8 protein-coding genes are annotated in these 5,106 nt (G+C 39.9%); 4 read left to right on the top strand and 4 right to left on the bottom strand.

Going from position 1 to position 5,106, the window contains the following annotated elements; translation table 11 throughout:
• Positions 1-71 precede the first annotated feature (71 nt).
• Positions 72-662: an SDR family oxidoreductase gene (locus PLEUR7319_RS0133050; RefSeq protein ID WP_019509534.1), complete on the bottom strand. Its 591-nt coding sequence runs from the start codon at positions 660-662 to the stop codon at positions 72-74.
• Between the two features lie 11 nt (positions 663-673).
• A complete protein-coding gene (locus tag PLEUR7319_RS0133045) occupies positions 674-1,111 on the bottom strand; it encodes an HIT family protein (protein WP_019509533.1) in 438 nt (145 codons plus the stop codon).
• Positions 1,112-1,703: 592 nt separating this feature from the next.
• Here PLEUR7319_RS0133045 and PLEUR7319_RS0133040 point away from each other — a divergent pair.
• Complete coding sequence (locus PLEUR7319_RS0133040) at positions 1,704-2,075, top strand: hypothetical protein (protein ID WP_019509532.1); 372 nt, start codon at positions 1,704-1,706, stop codon at positions 2,073-2,075.
• A gap of 86 nt (positions 2,076-2,161) precedes the next feature.
• Here the strand turns inward: PLEUR7319_RS0133040 and PLEUR7319_RS0133035 are convergent, their stop codons facing one another.
• Positions 2,162-2,392 (bottom strand): phosphopantetheine-binding protein, encoded by a 231-nt coding sequence (locus PLEUR7319_RS0133035; RefSeq protein WP_019509531.1) that lies wholly within the window; start codon positions 2,390-2,392, stop codon positions 2,162-2,164.
• Between the two features lie 299 nt (positions 2,393-2,691).
• On the opposite strand from PLEUR7319_RS0133035, the gene PLEUR7319_RS0133030 reads away from it, so the two are divergent.
• On the top strand, positions 2,692-3,165 hold the full coding sequence (locus tag PLEUR7319_RS0133030) for a GNAT family N-acetyltransferase (RefSeq protein WP_019509530.1): 474 nt from the start codon (positions 2,692-2,694) through the stop codon (positions 3,163-3,165).
• Between the two features lie 92 nt (positions 3,166-3,257).
• Entirely contained in the window at positions 3,258-3,707 is a 450-nt protein-coding gene (locus PLEUR7319_RS0133025) for a hypothetical protein (protein WP_019509529.1), read from the top strand.
• Positions 3,708-3,890: 183 nt separating this feature from the next.
• Here PLEUR7319_RS0133025 and PLEUR7319_RS37485 read toward each other — a convergent pair whose 3' ends face one another.
• Positions 3,891-4,430, bottom strand: a complete 540-nt coding sequence (locus PLEUR7319_RS37485; protein WP_019509528.1) for a thermonuclease family protein — start codon at positions 4,428-4,430, stop codon at positions 3,891-3,893.
• A gap of 166 nt (positions 4,431-4,596) precedes the next feature.
• On the opposite strand from PLEUR7319_RS37485, the gene PLEUR7319_RS0133015 reads away from it, so the two are divergent.
• The coding region (locus PLEUR7319_RS0133015) for a nucleoside hydrolase (protein ID WP_026102936.1) at positions 4,597-5,106 on the top strand (510 nt) is incomplete at its 3' end.

Below are 5,106 nucleotides of genomic sequence, written 5' to 3'. Positions count from 1 at the left end.
TTCATCTGTACCAAGTCATTTTTATCTAATTGAGCCATGTTTTTAACATACACCACAAAGGTGGAGTTGGCTTATTTTTGACTGGGGGGAAATGAACGGTTACTGCCAGAGTCGGTAAAACCAGTCATACGGGTCTTTACCAACCCTGGATGGAGAATGGCAACAGCTATCTCTTTTGATTTCAAGTCTTGAGATAAAGATTTACCCGCCATTGACAAAGCCACTTTTGACATTCGATAACCATATGAGCCACCACTCGTATTATCCTCAATTGAACCCATACGGCTAGTCATCATGATAATTTTTGAGCCTTTTTTTAAATTGCTCAGCAAAGCTTCAGTAAGTCTTAGTGGTCCAATGGCATTAACTTCAAATTGTCTGCGGATGCTATTAAGATCTAAATGATCGAGACTAATTCTTTCAACAATACCTGCGTTGTTAATCAAAATGTCAATTAATTGCCCATCAAGTCTTTGGACTAACTTAGCAACCGACTCATTGGAGCTAAGTTCTACATCCGTTTCTACTGATACGCCTAAATTTTCTAATTCGTCTGAAGCCGAGCGACAGACAGCTATCACATTATCTCCTCTCTGTTTGAGTTGACGACAATATTCTAAGCCAATACCTCGATTTGCTCCTGTTACTAAATAAGTACCCATAAAGTTAAAAATTAATCACTCTCGATACTGTCTAAAGCAGATTTAACTGCTGCTGCCGTCCGCTCTAGTTCTTCTCTTTTAGGCAAGTTAAAGTAATTTTGACCGAATTGCCATCTAAAACCATCTCCTGCAAATCGAGGAAAAACATGCAAATGGACGTAAAAAACATCTTGCTTGGCAGCTTGACCATCAGCCAGGAACAGGTCGACTCCTTCGCATTTTAGACCACTTTTACGCAGAGCCTTCGCAATTCGATGACCAATACGAAACAAGTGAGCTCCAGTTTCTTCATCTAAGTCGGTTAGAGAGGCAACTTCTTGATTAGGAATCACCAGCACATGTCCTGGATTAATGGGTTGAATGTCCATAAAAGCTGATACCTTTTCATCTTGATAGACAAATGAAGCGGGAACTTTACCTTGAATGATTTTGGCAAAAATTGTCTTCATCCTCACATTTCCTCCGACAGAATTTATGATCTATGCACCTAGCTAATCTCCAAGAGGTTCAATAGCGGTGGAAAGGTTCAATGGGCTACACCCTGTTATAACTCGAAGCAACAAAACATAACCCCACTTTCACCATACAACAAAAATAATGAATTCAGTCCTTAAGCAGATTCAAGATTCAAGATTAACGTGACACTGTTCTGATTACTGACTTTCCTTTTTCCTTTGCCGCTTCTGAAGTATAAAAAATCTCAGACGACTCTATCACTTCTCCTCTCTCATCCACTATCGAATAATAAGTCCCAGCATCTCTGCCAGGACTCTGCTTTTTATATCCACTTTTATATTCTTCGATTATCCACTACTCAAAATCATGAAGCTGCGACCTCAACACCATAATCTCTGTAACTATCATCACTCTTGATCCTGACAGAGATTAATTGCTAAGCTACTGCATCCAGAACCATCTCTATCTTGTCTTTCTCCTGATTGGTCAGTATCCTAGTTCATTGCTTTGGCGGTTCACTGTTACCATGGAAATAGGTTAAAACATGGAAGCTTCACGTTCATCTCTGCATCTGGCTTGAAATAGATGGCACAATCACAACCGACAGCAAATCAGCCTGTTGAGCAAACATTTTCTTGGCGACCCCAGGGACAAAGCTTTGACAGTCAATGTCGTTTGAGAATCTACTATCTCTCTTTTGCTCAAGCCGTCGTCATCATCACCGAACTGGAAGATAACCCTGGTCAATCAATTACCGATACCGCCCAACAACTGATTCATCTGGTTTGCTATCGCTTTGGTTTAGCCCCTTACAAAGTGATGTGGATTGAACATTATCCCGCTGGATATCTCAAAAAGTCAGAAACCTACGATCTCATCACGCTGACATTAGGGGGAGTGACTTCTCAAAGAGTTAGTCTACACTATCTGGAGAAGCTTGTCGGTTGTTCGTTGTAGATTTCCCATTAATTTTATGTGAGTATGACTAAGCATCTTGTCTGCACATCCTTCAACAGCGCAATTAAATAGTCAGCTAGAATAGCTCACCAGCTATACAGCACTAAATCGAGCACATCCTCCACCGTCACCGCTTGAGCTTGAACCTCTTCGTCAAGCTCGATCTCAAATTCCTGCTTTAAAGCAGTGACCAAAGAGTTTTGTTCGAGGGGCTGATTGCTCAAATCTATCAGACGGTTTTCAGGCGTGACTTGGTCTAATTCGACTCCGAAGTAGGAAGCAATTACTTCTTCTACGCGCTGTGCTAGCTTACTCATTAATTTCCCGCCAGCTCTTCAGTATATTAGTACTATTATACTGCCTAATAGATTTAATGTGTATGGGAGATGGAGATGTTCCATTGTCTTTAAGGGTGGCAGATGACAATGAGTCTGATTGAGCCATCTTCGCTCAGTTGATTCAAAAATTTAATCAAAAATGGGACATTGATCCGCTGTTCATAGCTGATGTAGCATTTTAAAAGTAAAGAGAATCTAGAACAGATGAAATCTTTACGTTGGTTATCAACATTTCCTGGCACAATAAAACCAACTCAGGAATTATAGTTGAGCCAGTTATGACTAATAACTGTTTACCTTCTGGTTGTGTTTTACGTCGAGCTACGGAGCAGGATATTTGGACCATTCGTCGATTAGTTTTGTCTGCTTACCTCGATTTTACTCAGTTACGTTGGCAACAGTTTTGGTTGATTGAACAAGAAAATAAAACCATTGCCTGTGGACAGTTACGTAATTTTACTGCTGCTCAAGAATTAGGTAGTTTAGTAGTTGTGCCACAACAGCGCGGACAAGGTATCGGTGGTTATCTTACTCTTCATTTAATTAAACAAGCTACCAAACCTTTATATTTAGAATGTTTAGGCTCAAAATTGGCTACTTTTTACTCCCATTATGGGTTTGAGGTCGTTACTTGGCAAGAGTTACCCCCAGGGCTTAAGTTCAAGTTTGGCATATCTCAAGTGGTTAAAACTGTTTTTCGTTTGCCCGTGGTTTTTATGCGTTACCATCAATCTTATTCAGTTTTCAAATGAGCTTTCAAAAGTTTACCTCGTTAGTAATTTGATTTTTATTTTCGCTAGAATATCGGCGATCCCAGTTGACAATAGCAACAATATTTATAAGCATGTCAGAACATCAAGTACTTGCAGATACATGGTTAGATTTACTCAAGAAAAGCGAAATTTTTAAGCTCAGCGATGTCTTTGGTTCTCCAAAAAGTTACGATAGGTTGCCCACAGCAAGCTCAACTCACTCCCAAATAGCCAACAACATTTCGTTGCTTTCCGATGTAGAAAAAAGAGAACTCAAACAGTATTTACAAGAAAGAGCCAATAGAATCGACTCCAATCTTTTATCTAACCTCAGCAAGTTCGGCTCTAACAAACAAATACCCAGTTTTGTTTATGTTGTGCTGGGTACAATTATTGGGTATGGTTTAATGAATGTTTTGGACTTATCTTTTTCGATAGTCCTCTTAGCTTCTTTCGGTTTAATATCTTCCTTAATGTATTTGATTCTTATCAATAGCCAAAACCGCCACTATTATAACTATCTGTTGAAGCTACTCGACTAGTCAAATAATTAATTGTTAGTGAACTGGTTGCAGCTTTTCAGTTTTCTTGAGAGAAAATATTTGGTGCTGAGTTACGAATTAGACAAAAACCTCTATTCTTATTGGCAAAAAGATACTCGATTTTACGTGATTGAGCTTTGCCAAGACTTATGGGGCAATTGGCTGGTTAAAAAAACTTGGGGGTCAGCAGTAAATAGAGATCAGGGTGGCAGTACTACTGGTACATTGACCCTTTCGGAAATTCCACGGCATACACAAATCTGCATCTGATTGATTCCAGAATCCTAATTTTTCTTCTTTTGCTTGAGCTTCGGCGGCTAAATACTGTTCTTTAGTTTCACTGCAACCTTCAAGATACTGATGATAAACTACTGCCATTCCCGACTCTATCATCTTGAGATTTATTGACTTATTCTCCTGATAGATTTCACCAACTGTTCTACCGTATTTATCAACTGTTACTTTACGTAATTGAACCTCACTCCCTATAGGTAATATTTGTTTTAGTTGTTTCGTAGCCATTTCTCCCCAAGGATTTTGGGCTGTTTCTGGCGAATCGACACACGCTAATCTTACTGTTGTAATTTCCTGGTTCTGCTCTAATCGCACTGTATCTCCATCTCCTATGCTTATCAATCGCATTGAAGCTAGATTATTTTTTGCCTGTACTTGGCAAGTAACAAGCAATATCGCCGAAGTCATCACAGCAGTTTTGATTTTCATGAACTCAATTATTTCTCTCAGGAACTATCATTACAATTCCCCAAATTTGAGCAGTTGCTTTCATTTTTGGCGAGTTTCAATATCCCATCAAGTGAGCAATAATCTGTTAACGTACCTGGAGTTGGTATAGTGATCCCTTGAATAAGAACCCGATTTAATATAAACCATGCCTCCAAAGCTAGTCTTAATGGATCATGATGGTGCGATCGATGATTTTTTATCCCTGATCTTGCTCATGACGATGACCGAGGTCGAACCTTTAGGGATTGTTGTTACTCCCGCCGACTGTTATATCGAAGCTGCCGTTAGTGTCAGTCGTAAAATCTTAGATTTGATGCAGCGTAGCTATATTTCTGTTGCTCGAAGTACAGTCCGAGGTCTCAACCCTTTTCCTGCCCATTTTCGTCGCGACTGCACTATTATCGATAACTTTCCTCTTCTCAACGAGTTTGAACCCATCTCGACACCATTAGCCGAAGCAACAGGGCAACAATTTATCGTTCAGCAGTTACAGAATGCCCCTCAACCCGTAACCTTAATGGTAACTGGACCTCTAACTACCGTAGCCGAGGCGCTCTCTACTGAACCGACAATCGTTGAACAAATCGCTGAAATCATCTGGATGGGAGGAGCCTTAACTGTAAGAGGAAACGTTCAGAAAGCCTATGCCCCAGAA

Origin of the sequence: Pleurocapsa sp. PCC 7319, from assembly GCF_000332195.1 — a bacterium.
Lineage (GTDB): Bacteria > Cyanobacteriota > Cyanobacteriia > Cyanobacteriales > Xenococcaceae > Waterburya.
This window is presented reverse-complemented; position numbering and strand designations above follow the sequence as displayed.